At 65.7% G+C, this 19099-nt stretch carries 16 protein-coding genes; 9 read left to right on the forward strand and 7 right to left on the reverse strand.

Annotated elements, in window-relative coordinates; genetic code table 11:
• Positions 1-2: 2 nt before the first annotated feature.
• Positions 3-707: a DMP19 family protein gene (locus tag ACTHQV_RS10930; protein WP_440490253.1), complete on the forward strand. Its 705-nt coding sequence runs from the start codon at positions 3-5 to the stop codon at positions 705-707.
• 82 nt (positions 708-789) lie between these two features.
• On the opposite strand, the gene ACTHQV_RS10935 is transcribed toward ACTHQV_RS10930, so the two are convergent.
• Both ACTHQV_RS10935 and dnaE read right to left on the reverse strand, forming a co-directional pair.
• Positions 790-2370 carry a long-chain fatty acid--CoA ligase gene (locus ACTHQV_RS10935; protein WP_440490409.1) on the reverse strand — a complete coding sequence of 527 codons (1581 nt, stop codon included), beginning with the start codon at positions 2368-2370 and terminating at the stop codon, positions 790-792.
• A 47-nt stretch (positions 2371-2417) separates the two neighbouring features.
• Positions 2418-6005, reverse strand: coding sequence for a DNA polymerase III subunit alpha (gene dnaE, locus ACTHQV_RS10940; protein WP_440490254.1), 3588 nt, complete (start codon positions 6003-6005; stop codon positions 2418-2420).
• Between the two features lie 174 nt (positions 6006-6179).
• Here dnaE and ACTHQV_RS10945 point away from each other — a divergent pair, with 174 nt between their 5' ends.
• Positions 6180-6752 (forward strand): HdeD family acid-resistance protein, encoded by a 573-nt coding sequence (locus tag ACTHQV_RS10945; protein ID WP_440490255.1) that lies wholly within the window; start codon positions 6180-6182, stop codon positions 6750-6752.
• Positions 6753-6791: 39 nt separating this feature from the next.
• Here the strand turns inward: ACTHQV_RS10945 and ACTHQV_RS10950 are convergent, their stop codons facing one another.
• From ACTHQV_RS10950 to ACTHQV_RS10960, 3 genes are read right to left on the reverse strand one after another with little or no spacing between them, the layout of a single operon-like run.
• Positions 6792-7271 carry a glutathione peroxidase gene (locus ACTHQV_RS10950; RefSeq protein ID WP_440490257.1) on the reverse strand — a complete coding sequence of 160 codons (480 nt, stop codon included), beginning with the start codon at positions 7269-7271 and terminating at the stop codon, positions 6792-6794.
• A complete protein-coding gene (locus tag ACTHQV_RS10955) occupies positions 7268-7942 on the reverse strand; it encodes an ABC transporter ATP-binding protein (protein ID WP_440490258.1) in 675 nt (224 codons plus the stop codon). The genes ACTHQV_RS10950 and ACTHQV_RS10955 overlap by 4 nt, the downstream gene beginning before the upstream one ends.
• Positions 7935-9185, reverse strand: coding sequence for a lipoprotein-releasing ABC transporter permease subunit (locus tag ACTHQV_RS10960; RefSeq protein ID WP_440490260.1), 1251 nt, complete (start codon positions 9183-9185; stop codon positions 7935-7937). The genes ACTHQV_RS10955 and ACTHQV_RS10960 overlap by 8 nt, the downstream gene beginning before the upstream one ends.
• A gap of 591 nt (positions 9186-9776) precedes the next feature.
• On the opposite strand from ACTHQV_RS10960, the gene ACTHQV_RS10965 reads away from it, so the two are divergent.
• Complete coding sequence (locus ACTHQV_RS10965; protein WP_440490261.1) at positions 9777-10265, forward strand: Hsp20 family protein; 489 nt, start codon at positions 9777-9779, stop codon at positions 10263-10265.
• Between the two features lie 226 nt (positions 10266-10491).
• Here the strand turns inward: ACTHQV_RS10965 and ACTHQV_RS10970 are convergent, their stop codons facing one another.
• Positions 10492-12141, reverse strand: a complete 1650-nt coding sequence (locus tag ACTHQV_RS10970; RefSeq protein ID WP_440490262.1) for a CTP synthase — start codon at positions 12139-12141, stop codon at positions 10492-10494.
• Between the two features lie 94 nt (positions 12142-12235).
• Positions 12236-12604: a preprotein translocase subunit SecG gene (secG, locus tag ACTHQV_RS10975; protein ID WP_440490263.1), complete on the reverse strand. Its 369-nt coding sequence runs from the start codon at positions 12602-12604 to the stop codon at positions 12236-12238.
• A gap of 223 nt (positions 12605-12827) precedes the next feature.
• Between secG and ACTHQV_RS10980 the strand changes: the two genes are divergently transcribed.
• From ACTHQV_RS10980 to edd, 6 genes are all read left to right on the forward strand, one after another.
• Complete coding sequence (locus tag ACTHQV_RS10980; protein WP_440490411.1) at positions 12828-13151, forward strand: MarR family transcriptional regulator; 324 nt, start codon at positions 12828-12830, stop codon at positions 13149-13151.
• Entirely contained in the window at positions 13084-13977 is an 894-nt protein-coding gene (locus ACTHQV_RS10985; protein ID WP_440490264.1) for a C40 family peptidase, read from the forward strand. Before ACTHQV_RS10980 ends, ACTHQV_RS10985 begins: the two co-directional genes overlap by 68 nt.
• On the forward strand, positions 13974-14903 hold the full coding sequence (argC, locus tag ACTHQV_RS10990) for an N-acetyl-gamma-glutamyl-phosphate reductase (protein ID WP_440490265.1): 930 nt from the start codon (positions 13974-13976) through the stop codon (positions 14901-14903). Before ACTHQV_RS10985 ends, argC begins: the two co-directional genes overlap by 4 nt.
• 134 nt (positions 14904-15037) lie before the next feature.
• Positions 15038-16498, forward strand: a complete 1461-nt coding sequence (gene zwf, locus ACTHQV_RS10995) for a glucose-6-phosphate dehydrogenase (protein ID WP_440490266.1) — start codon at positions 15038-15040, stop codon at positions 16496-16498.
• 58 nt (positions 16499-16556) lie between these two features.
• Complete coding sequence (gene pgl / locus ACTHQV_RS11000) at positions 16557-17261, forward strand: 6-phosphogluconolactonase (RefSeq protein ID WP_440490268.1); 705 nt, start codon at positions 16557-16559, stop codon at positions 17259-17261.
• The gene (gene edd, locus ACTHQV_RS11005; protein WP_440490269.1) at positions 17261-19081 is read left to right on the forward strand and encodes a phosphogluconate dehydratase; all 1821 of its coding nucleotides are present in this window, start codon (positions 17261-17263) and stop codon (positions 19079-19081) included. Before pgl ends, edd begins: the two co-directional genes overlap by 1 nt.
• Positions 19082-19099: the final 18 nt, after the last annotated feature.

Below are 19099 nucleotides of genomic sequence, written 5' to 3' on the forward strand. Positions count from 1 at the left end.
TCATGACCGATGCGGAATTCCAGCATGCCGCAGCTTATACGCATGAGCGATGGTGGATGACAGGCGAGGAGTTGATCCACGTCCCGTCCGTCATGAGCATCGAAGGTTGGAGCGCCTACGGCCATCCCGGGAACCTTCTGCTGACCTCCGCGCAGCGCACCCTGATGATGTGGTCTGATATCGTGGGACAGGTGAGTAACGGTGGTTTCGTTCAGTTCTGCGACAATTATGCACAGGACCTCGCTCTTGGCGTGACTGCGGTAGACGCTTTGGAATGGCCCGAGCTACGTGAGCGGTTTCACCGAGCGATGACGGAACAGGCTGGTGACGCGACCGAACCCCGGCGGTTGCAGCCTATCCCTCTCACCGACGATCCCGAAAAATGGCGGGCAAGTCGCAAGCGCTTAATCCGTTACCTCGCACGCAAGCATAAGCGATGGTGGCAACGTACGACGACGTACGACTTGGCACTCGTTGAAGCACGTCACGACGCCGAATGGCAAATCGAGCTCAAATATCAGATGGCTGTCGCTTCCGGTGAGTTGCAAAGTGGTGGCGAACGCTTTTTTGACTTTATCGATCCACCTAATGTCGAGGCAGAGGTGTTCGACGACTGGTTCTACACGGACGATACGAAGGCCGCATCCGCCCATTATGTTCGCCGTTTCATCCTGAAACACAGCCATCAATTGTATAGGGTGGTTTGAGACGAGGACACCGATCTACACGTTATCGCCGGGCACAGGTGCAATACACAGCGACGAAGCATCCGGCCCGAACCGGTCGACATCATGCGCCGCCCAACACCCGCCGATACTCTTCGCGCAATGCCGCCTTCTTCAATTTCCCCGTCGCGCTATGCGGAAGAGCATCGACGAAGATCACCCGATCGGGCAACCACCATTTCGCGACCTTCGTCGCCAGATGCGCCAGCACGCCTTCCGCCGTCACCTCCGCCCCCGGCCGCTTGACCACCAACAGTACCGGTCGTTCGTCCCAGCGCGGATGCGGCACGCCGATCGCCGCCGCCTCGGCCACGCCCGGACAGCCGACCGCGGCATTCTCCAGATCGACCGAACTGATCCATTCGCCGCCCGATTTGATGACGTCCTTCGCCCGGTCGGTAATCTGCATCGTCCCGTCGGGGTGCAGCATCGCCACGTCGCCGGTGTCGAACCAGCCGTCCGCCGTCAGTGCATCGCCGCTTTCGTCGCGAAAATAGCGCTTCAGCACCCAAGGCCCGCGCACCTGCAACTGGCCCGACGTCGCACCGTCGCGCGGCAGCACCGCACCGTCCTCATCGACGGTGCGCAGTTCGACGCCGAACGGCACCTTGCCCTGTCGACACACCTGATCGACGCGCTGATCGAAGCTCAGATCGTCCCAGTCCGCACCGGGCGCGCCCATCGTCCCGATCGGCGACGTCTCGGTCATGCCCCACGCGTGGTTGACGCGTACGCCCATCCGCATGATCCGCTCGATCATTGCACGCGGCGCGGCCGATCCGCCGATCGTGACGACCTTCAGATGCTCGGGCGCGGCACCCGTCGCGTCCATATATTGGAACATGGCGAACCACACGGTCGGCACGCCCGCCGAATGCGTCACCCGTTCACGGTTCATCAAATCGCACAGCACCGCCGGTTCGTTGACCGCCGAGAACACGATCTTCGCGCCCACCGCCGGCGCAGCGAAGGGCAGGCCCCAGCCGACCGCATGGAACATCGGCACCACCGGCAGGCACACCGCGCGCTGCGACAGGTCGAACTCGTCGGGCTGCAATTCGGCAATGGCATGCAGCACGTTCGACCGGTGCGAGTAGATCACGCCCTTGGGATCGCCGGTCGTGCCGCTGGTATAGCAGATCATGCAATGGTCGCGCTCGTCGCCCTCGACCCAGGCATAGTCGCCGGTTTCGGGCGCGATCAGTGCGGCGAAGCCGTCCGGCCCGTCGCCGTCCATCACGATGAAATGCTCGATGCCCGACAGGCGCGGCTTCATCCGTTCGACGATCGGTGCAAACACCGCGTCGTAGAACAGCACCCGGTCGCCGGCATGATCGGCGATATAGGCGAGTTGGTCGTCGAACAGCCGCGGGTTGATCGTGTGGACGATCCCGCCCATGCCGATCACGCCATACCACGCGATCAGGTGATGGGCATGGTTCATCGCCATCGTCGCCACCCGGTCGCCCGGACGGATGCCGAGCCGTTCCAGCGCCTGCGCCAGCCGCCGCGCATCGTGCGCGATCCCTGCCCAGTTGGTCCGCGTCTCGCTGCCATTCGCCCAGCGGGTGACGATCTCCCGGCGGCCATGCTCGCGTTCGGCATGGTCGAGCAACCGGGGTACTCGAAGTTCGAAATCCTGCATTCCGCCCAGCACGCGCACTCTCCTTCGCGAACGGGGCTGTGCCGCCCCTATCCGACGGCGGCGATCGGTGGCTTCACCGTATCGAACGCCGCTTGCGCGACACCTTGCAGCCTGCCGACCCGTTCGGCAAGCTCACCATCGATCCGAAAATCGCGACCCAGGCATACCCGAGCTTCGATTCCGTCGATCGCCGGTACCGAAACCCAGATCTCGCCACGCCCGCCTCGCTCGCCCATCACCAGTCCGGCCAGCGCCGGATAGGCAGCAGCATCGTCGATGGTCAGGTCCAGCCGCAGCCGTACGTCGCGGGCGATCATATCGAACGGTTTGAGCGACTTGACCGTCGCCCGCGCGCTTTCGTCACCCGCACGACGGTCGAGTTCGAGCGTGAACAGCCCGCACCCGCCGACCTTGCCCGCCGCTTCCAGATCGTTCGCCGGCCCCTCGTCGAAACACGTCACCGGCACCTGTCCGGTCGCGTCGGACAGCGTCGCCATCATGTAGCGCTTGCCCCGCGCGGAGGTACGCCAGCGTGCATCCTCGACCAGCGCCGCCACCGTCGCCCCGACTCGCCCGCCCTCGGGCACATGGGTGTCGGCCAGATCGGCGATCTTGCGCGCGCCATGCGCGCTGGCGAGATGGGCATAGCGATCGAGCGGATGCGCCGAGAAATAGAAACCGAACGCATCCTTTTCCGCTGCGATCGCCTGCGTAAGCGACCAGTGCACGTCGGGCAGGCGGATCGCCGCCTCGGTCGCACCACTCGCCTCCCCGAACAGGCCGCCCTGCCCGCTCGACCGGTTCGCCTCGGTCCGCTGTGCCGTCGCCATCAGCGTGTCGGCCAGCGCATGGACCCCCGCACGGTCGAGCGCGATGCAATCGAATGCGCCCGCCGCCGCCAGCGTCTCGATCTGCCGCTTGTTCAGCAGCTTGGGGTCGACCCGCGTCGCGAAATCGTCGAGCGACTTGTACGGTCCCTTGGCCGCGCGCTCCTCGACCATCAACTCCATCGCCCGCTCGCCGACACCCTTCAGCGCCGACAGCGCATAGCGCACCGCCAGCCCGTCCTCGGTCTCCTCGACCCCGAAGGTCGCGTCGCTAGCGTTGATACATGGCGGCAAGCAGTCGATCCGCAGCCGTTTCATGTCGTCGACGAAGATCGCCAGCTTGTCGGTCTGCGCATAATCGAACGCCATCGATGCCGCGAAGAATTCGTGCGGATGATGCGCCTTCAGCCACGCCGTCTGATAGGCGAGGAGCGCATAGGCCGCGGCGTGGCTCTTGTTGAAGCCGTATCCGGCGAACTTGTCGATCAAGTCGAACAGTTCGTTCGCTTTCGCCGCCGGAATGCCGTTCACCTCGGCACAGCCCTTGACGAAGATCGAGCGCTGCGCGTCCATCTCCGCCTTGACCTTCTTGCCCATCGCGCGCCGCAGCATGTCGGCGCCGCCCAGCGAATAACCGGCCAGGATCTGCGCGGCCTGCATCACCTGCTCCTGATAGACAAAGATCCCGTACGTCTCTTTCAGGATCGGTTCGAGCAGGTCGTGCGGATAGATCAGTTCCTCACGCCCCGCCTTGCGCGCGCCGAACGACGGAATGTTGTCCATCGGCCCCGGCCGGTACAGCGACACGAGCGCGATGATGTCGCCGAAATTGGTCGGCCGCACCGCGGTCAGCGTCCGCCGCATGCCCTCCGATTCCAGCTGGAACACGCCGACGGTATCGCCGCGCTTGAGCAGTTCGTAGGTCGCCGCATCGTCCCATAGCAGGCTATCGAGATCGACCACGATCCCCCGCCGCGCCAGCAGTTCGACCGCGAATTTCAGCACCGACAGCGTTTTCAGCCCGAGAAAGTCGAACTTCACCAGCCCCGCGCCCTCGACATATTTCATGTCGAACTGGGTGACCGGCATGTCGGAACGCGGATCGCGGTACAGCGGCACCAGTTGCGCCAGCGGCCGGTCGCCGATCACCACGCCCGCTGCGTGCGTGGACGAGTGGCGCGGCAACCCCTCCAGCTTCATGGCGAGGTCGAGCAGCCGCCGCACATCCTCCTCGCGCGCATATTGCTGGTTCAGTTCCGACACGCCGTTGATCGCGCGGTCCAGTGTCCATGGGTCGGTCGGGTGGTTCGGCACCAGCTTGGCAAGCCGATCGACCTGGCCATAGCTCATCTGCAGCACGCGGCCGGTGTCCTTCAGCACCGCGCGCGCCTTCAGCTTCCCGAAGGTGATGATCTGCGCCACCTGATCGCGGCCATATTTCTGCTGGACGTAGCGGATGACCTCGCCACGCCGCGTTTCGCAGAAATCGATGTCGAAGTCGGGCATCGACACGCGTTCCGGGTTCAGGAAGCGCTCGAACAGCAGCCCCAGCTTGATCGGATCGAGGTCGGTGATGGTCAGCGCCCATGCGACCGCCGATCCCGCACCCGAACCACGACCCGGTCCGACCGGAATGTCGTGGTCCTTCGCCCATTTGATGAAGTCGGCAACGATCAGGAAGTAACCCGGAAACCCCATCTGGCAGATGACGTCGAGTTCGAAGTCCAGCCGCTGGAAATATTCGGGGAATTTCACTTCCAGCTCGGCTTCGGACAGTTCGGGGATCGTTCCGGTGTCGGCCGGCGTCGGCGCATCCTCCCATGGCGCGGGGGCCTCGACCGCGACCTCGGCCGTCACCATACCGGCTTCCAGCGCGATGATCTTGCGCAGGCGATCGACCAGCCCGGCGCGCGAGTCAGCGCGCAGTTTCAGCGCCTCGCCCTCGCGATCGCCGGCTAGGCTGGGCAGGATCGGCTTGCGCTTCGGCGCTGCTACCGCGCAACGCCGTGCCACGACCAAGGTGTTGGCCAGCGCCTCGGGCAGGTCGGCGAACATCTCCTGCATCACCGGCGCGGGCTTCAACCAGGCTTGCGGCGACGACCGCTGCCGGTCCTCGCTCGCGACATAGCTGGACGACGCGATACACAGCATCGCGTCATGCGCGTCGTGGAAGTCGGCCTCGGCGAAACAGCACGGATTGGTGGCGACCAACGGCAGGTCGCGGGCATAGGCGAGGTCGAGCAGGTGCGGCTCCGCCTTCGCCTCGACCGCATCGTCGCGCCGCGCGATCTCGACATACAGCCGGTCGCCGAACAGTGCCTGCAACCGGTCGGCATAGGCCGCCGCCTCCGCATCGCGCCCCGCCGCGAACAACCGCGCCAGCGCCCCGTCGCCCGCCCCGGTCAGCGCGACCAGCCCGTCGCTCCGCCCGATCAACGCATCGATCGGCACATGCGCCGGGATCTCGACCGGCCGGTCCAGATGCGCCATCGACACCAGCGCACACAAATTGTCATAGCCACGCGCGTCCTGTGCGTAGAGCGGCAGCCAGTCGATCTCCGGCTCAACGCCCTCTGCCCCGCCCGGCCGCGCGACCGCCAGCAGCGTGCCCACCACCGGCTGCACGCCCTGATCCTTGCACGCGTCCGAAAACGCCATTGCAGCATAGAGGCCGTTTCGATCGGTCAACCCGGCGGCGGGAAAGCCCAGCTTGCGCGCGACCTTGGCGATCGCCTTCGGATCGATCGCGCCCTCCAGCATGGTGAAGGACGAAAAGATACGAAGCGGTACGAACCCGGAATGCGCCATCCGGTGGACCTAACCATCGCGGGCTGATTCGACCAGTGGCCTGCCGCCATCCCGCCCCTGCCGACCTCCCCCACTATCGTACGAAAGGAGGGTGTCAGGCGGCCAGCCGGATCGGAACCGCGCGGGCGACGGCCCGTTCCAAAGTCGGAACGGACCTTTTGACGGAGAGAGACGATGACCGACGTTTCCCGGGAAAGTTTTGCCCGTGACCCGGGCACGGCCGCAACCCGCCAAGCCATGCCAGGCTGGGGCTGGACGCTCGCCTATGGCATCATATCGGTGCTGGTCGGCGTCGTCGCCTTCCTCGCCCCCTTCCCCGCGACGCTGGCGGCGACGATGGTCGTCGGCGCCTTCTTCCTGATCGGCGGCATCGCCTCGCTGGTCGCGGGCTTCCGCAACCGCCACGGCCGTGGCTATGCGCTGTTGTTCGGCGCGCTGTCGGTCATCGCCGGCGGCTATATGCTGTTCTCCCCGATCGGCGGGGCGCTGTCGCTGACGCTGATGATCATCATCTGGCTCGGCGCACGCGGGCTGATGGAATTGTACATCGGCTTCCGCTTCAAGCGGTTGCGCGGGCTGATGCTCCTGCTCGGCGTGATCAATGTCGCGCTGGCGGTCATTCTCTATGCGACCGTGCCATGGTCGGCACTGACCCTGCCCGGCTTCATCCTCGGCGCCAGCTTCGTGTCGGGCGGCGTCGTCGCGATCATCGACGCGCTGTCGCATCGGCGGGAACAGGCGGCGTAGGACGGCCGTCGCCCCGGCACGACGCCGGGGCGACGCGCGCTACCCCAGGGCTGTCGCGATCGCCCCGTCCATCTCTTCTGGTCGGGTGGTCGGCGCGAACCGCGTCACGCTGCCGTCGCGCCCGACAAGGAATTTGGTGAAGTTCCACTTCACCGCCTCGCTGCCCAACACCCCCGGCGCGGCTTTCTTCAGCGCCCGGAACAGCGGCGCTGCCTCCGCGCCGTTCACATCGACCTTGGCAAACACCGGAAAGCTGACGTTATAGGTCAGCGAGCAGAAGGATGCGATCTCCGCCGCGTCGCCTGGCTCCTGCCCGCCGAACTGATTGCAGGGAAAGCCGAGCACCGCGAAGCCCCGCGCGCCGAACCGGCGGTGCAGCGCCTCCAGCCCGGCATATTGCGGCGTGAACCCGCATTTCGACGCAACGTTGACGATCAGCAGCACCTTGCCGCGATAGTCCGCCAGCGTAGTCTCGGCCCCATCAGCGGTCCGTACCGGCAGGTCGTACAGGTCGCTCATGCCAGCACCCCGTCATGCAGCCGCACCACCCGGTCCATGCGATTGGCCAGCCGTTCGTTATGCGTCGCGACGAGCGCGGCCGATCCCTGTCCCCGTACCAGCCGGATGAATTCGGCGAACACCACGTCCGCCGTCGCCTCGTCCAGATTGCCGGTCGGTTCGTCGGCCAGCACCAGCGCGGGACGATTGGCCAGCGCGCGGGCCACCGCCACCCGCTGCTGCTCGCCGCCCGACAACTGGCTCGGCCGATGGTCGAGCCGCTGTCCCAGCCCCAGCGCGGTCAGCAGTTCCTCGGCCCGCGCGTCCGCCGCGGCACGCGTACCGCCCCGCACCAATTGCGGCAGCACGACATTCTCGCGCGCGTTGAAATCGGGGAGCAGGTGGTGGAACTGATAGATGAAGCCCATCCGGTCGCGCCGCACCTCGGTCCGGCGGTTTGCGCCCGCCTTCGCCACCTGTTCGCCGCAGACGAGGATCTCGCCCTCGAACCCGCCTTCAAGCAGGCCGACCGCCTGCAACAGCGTCGACTTGCCCGACCCCGACGGGCCGAGCAGCGCGACGATCTCGCCCGGCGCGATGGTCAGCTCGACCCCACGCAGCACGTCGATCGTCACTGCGCCTTGGGTGAAACTCCGCTTGAGCGCGCGGGTCTGGAGAACGGGCTCAGTCATAGCGCAGCACCTGCACGGGATCGGTATTGGCCGCCTTGAACGCCGGATACAGCGTGGCAAGGAACGAAAAGAGCAACGCGACCAACGCAATGGTGACGATCTCGACCGGATCGACCTTCGACGGCAATTCGGTGAGGTAGCGCATCGTCGGGTCCCAGATATCGATGCCGGTGACCGCGCCGATCCCCTCGACCACCTTCTGCCGGAAGGTCAGGAACACGAAACCGAGGATCAGCCCCGCGCCAACCCCCAGCGCACCGATCGTCGTACCGACCGTCATGAAGATGCGCAGCAGCCCGCCACGCGTCGCGCCCATCGTCCGCAGGATCGCGATGTCGCGCGTCTTGGCGCGGACCAGCATGATGAGTGACGACAGGATGTTGAACACCGCGATCAGGATGATGATCGACAATACGGTGAACGTCACGATCCGGTCGACCGACAGCGCCTGGAACAGTTCGGAATTAAGCTGCCGCCAGTCGGTGATCTGCGCGCTCGCCACATATCGTTCGCGCAAGGGAGCGAGGATGCGGTCGACATCGTCGGGGTCGGACGTCTCCAGCTCGATCGATCCGACCGAATCGCCGGTCAGCAGCAATTGCTGGGCATCCTCGATGGGCATGATGACGAACGCCTTGTCGTAATCATACACCCCGACCTCGACGATCGCGGCGATGCGATAGGGCACTTGCCGGATCATCGTGCCGAACGGGGTGGTCGGCCCCTGCGGGCTGATGATCGTGATCTCGCTGCCGACGGTCACGCCCAGCGCCATGGCAAGGCGGCTGCCGATGACGACATTGCCGCTGCCCGGCGTCACCGCCGCCAGCGAACCCTGTTTCACATTGTCGCGGATCGTCGGGTTGTCGCGGATATCCTCGACACGCATCCCGCGCATCAGGATGAATTCGGACCGGCCGTTATAGGTCGCGAACAGCGGCTGTTCGATCAGCGGCGTCGCGCTGGTCACGCCCGGCGTCCGCTTCGCATCGGCCGCGATCCGCCGCCAGTCGGGCAGCTGGTTGTTATACCCTTGGATCAGGGCATGGCCGTTCAGCCCGACGATCTTGTCGAACAGTTCGGCGCGAAAGCCGTTCATCACGCTCATGACGATGACCAGCGCGGCGACGCCCAGCATCACCGCGACCAGGCTGATCGACGCGACCAGCGCGATGAACGCCTCGCCCCGTCCGGGCAACAGATAGCGGCGGACGATCATCCGCTCGTAACGCGATAGCAGCATGGGGGCGGTCGGTGTCCTCGAACGGGGCCCGCAAACGGGGCGTTGCTGGGGCTGTAGGTAGGCGCGGGTCCGACTTCAATCCATGCTGTTGCCAAATCGACACATGGTTAGGAAAACCGTAGCAAAGCTGCCGCAAAGCCGGTGACAGCGTCCGTACGGTTCCGTATCGAAGGTGCCACGAAGCGCAGGCAAGCAAGGCCACGGTTCGGGGAGGCCAACCGGCTCCGCCCTGGAAGGGGGGAAGGGGCGTAGAAGCGGTGGCAACCAAGGGGGCTGACGAGCGATCGTCACGCAGGCGGCCGGGCTGGCAACAGCCCGGCCGTTTGCCGTTTCAGCGCCTTTTACGCGCGCCGGTGTCAACTTCGGCCCCGTTTATCCCCTTCCCCGTCAACTTTCCCCCTCGCCGCATCCGGTTTCCGGACCATCGCTACGTGTAACCTTCGCCACCTTCCAAAAAGTCGCGCGGACCTCTTGATGCGCTGCCTCGACGAACCATATTGGTTCACGGACGGTGCCTTCGGGGCCGTTCACGAACCGGCATCGCTTCGTGGATGCCGTCAGGTTCAACTCGCTTCATTTGGAGGATTTGACATGCGTAGCTTCGATTTCACCCCGTATCGCCGCTCGACCATCGGTTTCGACCGTCTGTTCGACATGCTGGAAAGCAACGCGCGCGCGACCACGGGCGATAACTATCCGCCCTTCAATCTCGAACGCCTAGCCGAAGATCGCTACCGCATCACGCTCGCGATCGCCGGGTTCAAGCGCGAAGAGGTGGACATCACCGCCCAGCAGAACCTGCTCGTCGTGTCAGGCCGCAAGGCCGACCAGACCGACGCACAGAAGAGCGCGGTCCTGCATCTGGGCATCGCCAACCGCAGCTTCGAACGCCGTTTCGAACTGGCCGATTTCATCGTCGTCGAACACGCCGACCTTGCCGATGGCCTGCTGACCATCGACCTGCGTCGCGAAGTCCCCGACGCAATGAAGCCGCGCCGCATCGCGATCGGCGGCACGACCGAACAGCCGGTCATCGCCAATGACGCGAACAAGGCGGACGATTCGGCGAACGCTGCATAACGCTACGGCGCGTCGCTCCCTTACGCGCCGTGGACGGGCGCCCGAACCGGATGGGTTCGGGCGCCCGTTCCGTTTTCTACCGACCACACCTGCCCGTTCGTGCTGAGTAGGGGCTGAGCGAAGTCGAAGACCCGTATCGAAGCATGGCCAAGTCCTTCGATACGCCATTTCGACAGGCTCAATGGCTACTCAGGACGAACGGAGTGCGTCCTTCATTCGTGCGAGATCAAACCAAGCGCGACTGCTTGACTGCCGCCGCGATGAAGCTGGCGAACAGGGGATGCGGGTCGAACGGCTTGGACTTCAGTTCCGGGTGGAACTGCACGCCGACGAACCATGGGTGGTCGGGCCGCTCGACGATTTCGGGGAGCATCCCGTCGGGCGACATGCCCGAGAAGACCAGACCGCCCGATTCGAGCATGTCGCGATAGCCGGTATTGACCTCGTAGCGATGGCGATGCCGCTCACTGATCGTCGTGCCGCCATAGATCGACGCGACCACCGAATTGCCGGCCAGCGTCGCTTCATAGGCGCCCAGCCGCATCGTGCCGCCCAGATCGCCATCCGATTCGCGCTTCTGGATACCCTCGGGGCTCATCCATTCGGTAATCATGCCGACGACCGGTTCGTCGGTCGGGCCGAATTCGGTCGACGACGCGCTCGGAATGCCGCCGGTCGTGCGCACGCCCTCGATACACGCCATCTGCATGCCGAAGCAGATGCCGAAATAGGGCACCTTGCGTTCGCGGGCGAAGCGGACGCTGGCGATCTTGCCCTCGGCACCCCGTTCGCCGAAGGCGCCGGGGACGAGGATCGCATGACACGGCTCGAGCTCGGCGGCGACCAGGTCGTGATCGCCCTCGAACAGCTCGGCGTCGATCCAGCGGATATTGACCTTCACCCGGTTGGCGATCCCGCCATGAACGAGCGCCTCGTTCAGCGACTTGTACGCATCCTGCAGCCCGACATATTTGCCGACCACGCCGATCGTGACCTCGCCTTCGGGGTTCTGAAGCCGGTCCATGATGTCGCTCCAGCGCGACAAGTCGGGCGTACCCTCCGGTTCGATGCCGAAGGCGCGGAGCACTTCGGCGTCGAGCCCCTCGGCATGATATTGTTCGGGCACCGCATAGATGCTCGGCGCATCGAGCGCGGGGATGACCGCGCCGGCCGGCACGTTGCAGAACAGTGCGATCTTGGCGCGCTCGCTCGCCGGCAGCGGCTTTTCGCAGCGGCAGACCAGCACGTCGGGCTGCACGCCCAGCGCCGCCAGTTCACGGACCGAATGCTGGGTCGGCTTGGTCTTCAGCTCGCCCGCCGCCGCGATGTACGGCACCAACGTGACGTGGATGCTGATCGACCGGCCCCGACCCAGTTCGTTCTTGAGCTGGCGGATCGCCTCGATGAACGGCAGCGATTCGATGTCGCCGACCGTCCCGCCGATCTCGCACAGCACGAAATCGAGATCCTGCCCGTCGTCGTCGACGGTATCGGCCTGCGCGAACGCCTTGATCGCGTCGGTGACGTGGGGGACGACCTGTACCGTCGCGCCCAGATAATCGCCGCGCCGTTCGCGCTGAATGATCGTCTGATAGATACGGCCGGACGTTACGTTGTCCGACTGGTGCGCCGCGACGCCGGTGAAGCGTTCATAATGGCCGAGATCGAGGTCGGTCTCCGCCCCGTCGTCGGTCACATACACTTCGCCATGCTGATAGGGCGACATCGTGCCCGGATCGACGTTCAGATAGGGATCGAACTTGCGGATGCGGACCTTGTAGCCGCGCGCCTGCAAGAGTGCTGCGAGAGAGGCCGCCATGAGGCCCTTGCCGAGCGACGAAACCACGCCGCCGGTGATGAAGATATACCGCGCCATGGGAGATATCGCCTAGCGTCGAACGCCATCGCCGCCAAGCGCGGGATTGCTCCCACGCCCGCGAAATACGACGGACCGGTTGATGAAAGTGGGTTTAGCGGGCCAGCGGGACCGCGCCGTTGTCGGCAGCGGGGGCGCCGGTCAGGTTGCCGATCGGATCGGCAGCGGGATTGACCGGCGCGCTGGCGGCGGGCGGCGGGGTCGTCGGCCGCGCCAGCGAGGTATCGATCGAGTTCGCCCCCCGATTCGCCGCGATCACCGCCAGCGCGATGCTCATCGCGATGAACAGTCCGGCGAGGATCGCGGTCGCCCGCGTCAGGAAATCGGCCGCCCCGCGCGCCGACATCAGCCCCGACGGGCTACCGCCGGTGGTCAGCCCGCCGCCTTCCGACTTCTGCATGAGGATCACCGTCACGAGCAGCGCAGCGATGATCGCATGAACGACGAGCAGGAAGGTGAACATGGTCGGGGAACATTTCCGAAAGAAAGGAGTGCGAGTGCGAAGCGCGCCACATAGGCGAGCGCGCTGCGCCAATCAACCGAGCGCCACCGACCAATCCGTAACATTATCGTATCGAACCGGAAACCAAGCGCGCAATTGCGACGTTCATCTTTCGACCCCGCCTCACGGCCTGTATCGACGTTAGGTTGCTGCGATGTTCCCAACGATCCCGCTGAAGAAATGGATGGATGGCTTGGTCGACTATGTCCGCTCGGGCGAGCCGGACCTGACCAACCGGCAGATGGCGCTGATGATGATCGTCTATCTGCAACCCGGCCCTCACACCGTGCGCGGCCTTGCCCGGGCGCTGAACGTATCAAAGCCGGTCGTAACGCGCGCCTTGAATCGTTTGGGCACGCTCGGCTATCTCCGCCGCCAACGCGACGATGCCGACAAGCGCAACATCTTCGTCGCGCAGACCAGCGAAGGGGCCAATTTTCTTGCAGAGTTCGGGCAGTTCATGGGCGGCGACGGCGTCGGCGACTACCAACGACGCGCCAGCGCGTAACCGCTTCGCGCTGAGCGGCCGTTCGATTGCGCTCGATTCCCGGATCGATGCGGTCCGCCGCGATCTGGCCGATATCCGCCTCGCCGACCGGGTGTTCGCTCCGCATTATGCCGTACCCGCCCGCCGCAGCATCGGGGCTGCGACCGCGATCCTCGATGCGCCGGACGGCGGCATCGTGTCGCAGGCGCTGGCTGGTGAGCCGTTCGACGTCCTCGAATTCACCTCGACCCATGGCTGGGGCCGATCGCCGATCGACGGCAGCGTCGGATTCGTGCCGCGCGATGCGCTGGTCGATGCGTATGACACGTCGCACATCGTCTGCGCCGCGAAGGCGGTGGTTCATGCCGAACGTGCGCTGGAGCGCCCCCTGCCCTATGCGTTGCCGATGGGTAGCCGGGTCGCGGCCGTACCGGCGAACGACGAGTGGTATGAGGTCGATGGCGGCTACGTCCTGCGCGCGACGCTACGGCCGCTGGACGACGCGACGAGCGATCCGGTTGCCCATGCGATCCGCCTGAAGGGGGTACCGTCCCTGCCCGGCGGGCGTTCGGGCGACGGGGTCGATGCGGCGGGGCTGGTCTTCCTCGCGCTGTCGCTGGCCGGTTCGCCGCCGCCCCGTTTCCTCGACCTGCAGGCGGAGACAATCGGTACGCCGCTGGCGGCGGGCGATCCGCTTCGACGCGGCGACTTGATCTTCTTTAACGACCATGTCGCAATGCTGGTCGATACCGATACCGCCATCCATGCCGACGACGTCGTGCGGTGCGAACCCGTCGCCGCGCTCGACCGGTTCGGCCCCATTCGCGCCCGGAGGCGCCCCGCATGACCGTTCGCGTCTTCATCGACGGTGCCGCCGGCACCACTGGCCTCGAAATCGCCGACCGGCTGGCGGGCCGGGCCGATATCGACTTCATCACCCTCGACGATGCCCGGCGCAAGGATGCGACGGCGCGGCGCGAGGCGCTGAACGATGCCGATTTCGTCATCCTCTGCCTGCCCGACGATGCCGCGCGCGAGGCGGTGGCGCTGATCGACAACGATCGCACCCGCGTAATCGACGCATCGACCGCGCACCGCGTCGCCGATGGCTGGACCTATGGCATGGCCGAGCTGGAGCCGTCGCAACCCGGCGCGATCGCGACGGCGATGCGGGTGTCGAACCCCGGCTGCTATCCGACCGGCTTCCTCGCGCTGGTTCGGCCGCTGGTGCGCGCCGGGCTGATTCCGCACGAATGGCCGGTCAGCGTCAACGCCGTCTCGGGCTATTCGGGCGGCGGCAAGGCGATGATCGCCGCGTTCGAGAATGGCGAGACCGATACCGCATGGCTCGGCTATGGCCTGTCGCTGGCGCACAAGCATGTGCCAGAAATGCAGCGCCACGCCCGCCTTGCCCATCCGCCGCTGTTCCAGCCTTCGGTAGCGCGCGCCTATCGCGGAATGGTCATCGAGGTGCCGTTGCCGCTCTTCGCCTTCCACCGCCGCCCCAGCCTGTCGGCGATCGAGCAGACGTTGCGCGAGGCCTATCGCGAATCGCCGGTGGTACGCGTGCTCGATGGCGACGACAGCGCGATCCCGATCGAGGCCGATGCCGGCACCGACCGCCTGTCGCTGCGCGTGTTCGGCAATATGGAGACGGGCCAGGCACGGCTGATCGCGACGCTCGACAATCTGGGCAAGGGCGCGGCGGGCGCGGCGGTGCAGAACTTCAACCTGATGGCCGGGTTCGACCAGACGGCGGGGCTGACGCTCTGAGTGCGGCCCGCCGGCCGCACGCACTATTCTGACGATCGACGCAATCGTTTCGCAGCGCATACCTATGCCGCCTTCGCGTTTGCGAAATAGGCTGCTAGGAGCGCGCACGACCGAGTTTGAAGATAGGAGCACGCATGACGAGGCAAGCGGTAGCGAAGCTGCTGTTGTTCGGCGCGACCGGGGATTTGTCGCAACGGATGCTGCTCCCCTCGCTCTACGGCCTCCATGCCGATGGTCTGTTGCCCGAGGGGCTGACGATCACCGGCACCGCGCGGCACGAGCATGACGACGAAGGGTTCCGCGCGTTCGCCAAACACGCGCTCGACCAGTTCCTGCCCGACGATCGCAAGGACGAAGTGGCAATCGACGGCTTTCTCGCGCGGCTCCACTATCAGCCACTCGACGCGTCGAACGTCGAAGGCTTTGCCGACCTCGCCACGAAGCTCGGCGACATTTCGGGCGGCCTCGCCATCTTCCTGTCGACTGCGCCGTGGTTGTTCGGCCCGACTATCACCGGCCTCAAGAGCGCCGGCCTCGCCGGTCCGAACGTTCGCATCAGCCTCGAGAAGCCGCTGGGCAAGGATCTCGAATCGAGCCGCGAGATCAACGATCTGGTCGCGGCGGCCTTTCCCGAGGAGCGGACCTTCCGCATCGACCATTATCTCGGCAAGGAAACCGTCCAGAACATTCTCGCGCTGCGCTTCGGCAATGCGATGTTCGAGCCGGTGTGGAACGCGCGCGGCATCGACCATGTCCAGATCACCATTTCGGAGACGGTCGGCCTCGAAGGGCGCGCCGGCTATTATGACGAGGTCGGGGCGTTGCGCGACATGGTGCAGAACCACGTCCTGCAACTCGTCGCGCTGATCGCGATGGAGCCGCCCGCCAAGTTCGACGGCACCTCGATCCGCGACGAAAAGGTCAAGGTCCTGCGCTCGCTGCGCAAGATCGGCGCGGCCGAGGTCAACACCCATACCGTCACCGGCCAGTATGACGCCGGCGCGGTCAAGGGCGAAATCGTGCGCGGCTATGACGAGGAACTGGGCAAGGATTCGGACACCGAAACCTTCGTCGCGGTGAAGGCGCATATCGACAACTGGCGCTGGCAGGGCGTGCCCTTCTATCTGCGCACCGGCAAGCGGATGCAGGATCGCCATTCGGAAATCTCGATCCAGTTCAAACCGGTACCGCACTCGATCTTCGCCGATCGCGGCGGGCGACTGCAGCCCAACACGCTGGTCATCCGCCTGCAGCCGGAGGAATATGTCCGCCTGCTGGTCATGGCCAAGGAACCGGGCCTCGACCGCGACGGCGTGCGCCTGCGCGAAGTGCCGCTCGACCTGTCGCTGACCACCGCCTTTGCCGGCACCCGCCGCCGCATCGCCTATGAGCGGTTGCTGCTCGACCTGATCGAAGGCGATCCGACGCTGTTCGTCCGCCGTGACGAAGTCGAGGCGCAGTGGCAATGGATCGACGCGATCCGCGACGGGTGGAAAGCGAACGCGACCAGCCCCAAGGGCTATCCGTCGGGTAGCTGGGGGCCGAATGCCAGCGTCGCGTTGACCGAACGCGATGGGGTGACGTGGAACGAGTGAGCGGCTGACGCGCTCCCTTCCCCGGTCCCCGCTTAGATTTTTGCAGGATAAGAGACACATGACCGAGATCGAATGGTGGGAATATGACGAGCCCGCCGAATTCGCCGAAGCGCTGGCCGGCGATATCCAGTTCATCATCGAATCGGCGATCGACGCGCGCGGCGCGGCGGTAATCGCGCTTGCCGGCGGTCGCACCCCCGCCCCGATCTATGACAAGCTGATCAAGGCCAAGCTCGACTGGAAGCGGGTGACGATCGTCCCGACCGACGACCGCATCGTGCCGATGGGCGACGCACTGTCGAACGTCACCGGCCTTGCCAAGATATTCCTGCCCAAGGGTGCGCGGGTCATCCCGCTGACCGCCGAGAAGGCCGCGGATTACAAGGCGGCGGGCCGCGCCGCCGATGCCCGCTTGCAGGATCTGCACTGGCCGCTCGACCTGTGCCTGCTCGGCATGGGCGCCGATGGCCATACCGCGTCGATCTTTCCCGGCCCCGATCTGGCCGAGGCGCTGACCGGTCCCAAGGAACGCCGCGCGCTGGGCGTCATGCCCGACCCGCTGCCGCCCGAGGCCCCCGTCGCCCGTGTGACGCTCAGCCATGCCGCGATTGCTTCGGCGCGCGCGCTGATGATCGCCATTACCGGGGACGAAAAGAAATCGGTGCTTGAACGCGCCGTCGATCAGGGCGCATCCTCAACCTATCCGATCGGCCGCGTGCTGGCCGAAGTCGAACTTCCCGTCGATATCCACTGGAGCCGCTGATGGCCCTCAACGCCACGATCGCCGCCGTCACCGACCGCATCATCGAAGCGTCGCGCGACAAACGCGCCGCCTATCTCGCGCTGATCGATCGGGAGCGCGAAAGTGGCGTCGACCGGCCGATGCTCGGCTGCGCGAACCTCGCCCATGCCTATGCCGGCACCGACGAGGATCGCGATGCGATGCGGCCCGCCAACCGCATGAATATCGGCATCGTCACCGCCTATAACGACATGCTGTCGGCGCATGCGACCTATTACCGCTATCCCGAACAGATGAAGGTCTGGGCGCGCGAGGCGGGCGTGACGGCGCAGGTCGCGGGCGGCGTGCCGGCGATGTGCGATGGCGTGACGCAGGGATTTCCGGGCATGGAATTGTCGCTGTTCAGCCGCGACACCATCGCGCTGTCGACGGCAGTGTCGCTGAGCCACGGCACGTTCGAGGGCGCGGCGCTGCTCGGCATCTGCGACAAGATCGTACCGGGGCTGTTGATGGGCGCGCTGCGCTTCGGCCACCTGCCGATGGTGCTGATCCCCGGCGGCCCGATGCGGTCTGGCATCCCCAACAAGCAGAAGGCCGCCGTCCGCGAAGCCTATGCCGAGGGTAAGGTCGGGCGCGAGGAACTGCTCGACGCCGAGATCGCCGCCTATCATGGCAAGGGTACCTGCACCTTCTATGGCACCGCCAATTCGAACCAGATGATGATGGAGGCGATGGGGCTGCACGTTCCCGACGCCGCCTTCGCCAATCCGGGAACGAAGCTGCGCCAGGAATTGACCCGCCACGCCGTCCACCGGTTGGCAGAGATCGGCTGGGACGGCGACGATTACCGCCCGATCGGCCGCGTCGTCGATGAGAAGGCGATCGTGAATGCGGCGATCGTGCTGCTCGCGACCGGCGGGTCCACCAACCATCTGATCCACCTGCCCGCCATCGCGCGTTCGGCCGGGATCATCATCGACTGGGAAGACTTCAACCGGTTGAGCCAGGCGGTGCCGCTGCTGACGCGCGTCTATCCGAACGGATCGGCCGATGTGAACGGGTTCGAGGATGCCGGCGGTCCGTCCTTCGTCATTCGCGAATTGCTGAACGGCGGTTTGATGCATGGCGACGTGATGACGATCGCGAAGGACGGCATGGCTGCCTATGGTCGCAAGTCGGCTATCGAGAACGAGCAGCTGGTCTGGAAGGAGCATGGCCCGGTCAGCGGCGACGATACCATCGTCCGCACCGTCGCCAATCCATTCAACGAGGAAGGCGGCTTCCGCATCCTCCAAGGCAATATCGGCCGCGCGTGCATCAAGGTGTCGGCAGTCGACCGCGATCGCTGGATCATCGAAGCGCCGTGCCGCGTGTTCAGCGATCAGGCGTCGGTGCAGGCCGCGTTCAAGGCGGGTGAGCTCGACCGCGACGTCGTGGTCGTCGTCCGCCATCAGGGGCCGCGCGCCAATGGCATGCCCGAACTGCACAAGCTGACCCCGCCGCTGGGCGTGCTGCAGAACCGCGGCTACCGCGTCGCGCTGGTCACCGACGGGCGCATGTCGGGCGCGTCGGGCAAGGTGCCGGCCGCGATCCATCTGTCGCCGGAAGCGCTGGGCGGCGGGCCGATCGGCAAGCTGCGCGATGGTGACATCGTCCGCCTCGACGCCGATGCCAACACGCTGGAGGCGCTGGTTCCGGCCGACGAATGGGCGGCGCGCGAGCATGCGCCGGTGCCGCCGGAGGCCGATGGCACCGGTCGCGAGATTTTCGCGATGATGCGGCAGGGGGCGAGCGAGGCCGAAGCCGGAGCATCGGCGATGCTGGCGGCGGCGGGGCTGTAAGCGACCAAAATGTACGAA

Source organism: Sphingomonas sp. SAFR-052, from assembly GCF_051965015.1.
Taxonomy (GTDB): Bacteria; Pseudomonadota; Alphaproteobacteria; order Sphingomonadales; family Sphingomonadaceae; genus Sphingomonas.